This window comes from Bradyrhizobium campsiandrae, assembly GCF_014529705.1.
GTDB lineage: Bacteria > Pseudomonadota > Alphaproteobacteria > Rhizobiales > Xanthobacteraceae > Bradyrhizobium > Bradyrhizobium campsiandrae.
This window is the reverse complement of sequence record NZ_JAANIH010000258.1, coordinates 1-399: the sequence shown is the minus strand read 5'-3', so window position 1 is coordinate 399 and position 399 is coordinate 1. Positions and strand designations below refer to the sequence as shown.

Genomic DNA, 399 nt, shown 5'->3' with positions numbered 1-399 from the left:
TCTATAAGTCCATCGCCCAATCGGTGGGGTATGAGAAGGTTTTTGGGGAAGTGACTGACAAGTACGTTGGCGTCGCCTTAGCTCTCGTGGTGCTGACGGTGGCCTCTGTCATCAGTTTATGCGCCCGTTGGCCCTAATCCCTTGCCTCCAGAGTAGATTCATTGGCGTCTTGTAAGGAGTTTCCCATGAGTGTGGCTGACAACTTAGCGGCGGTGCGTACCCGCATTGATGATGCCTGCCGAGCTTGTGATCGAAATCCCGGTGAGGTGTCGTTGCTACCAGTCTCCAAAACCAAGCCTCCCAGCATGGTCGATGAGGCGTATCGGGCTGGCTACCGGCTTTTCGGCGAAAACAAGGTGCAAGATGCACTCGCGAAATCTGAACTCATGGATGACGATC

General features: G+C 54.1%; 1 pseudogene. It reads left to right on the top strand.

What is annotated here, in order from left to right:
• Positions 1–185 precede the first annotated feature (185 nt).
• A pseudogene (locus tag G8O24_RS47345) lies at positions 186–399 on the top strand (YggS family pyridoxal phosphate-dependent enzyme); the annotation flags it as partial.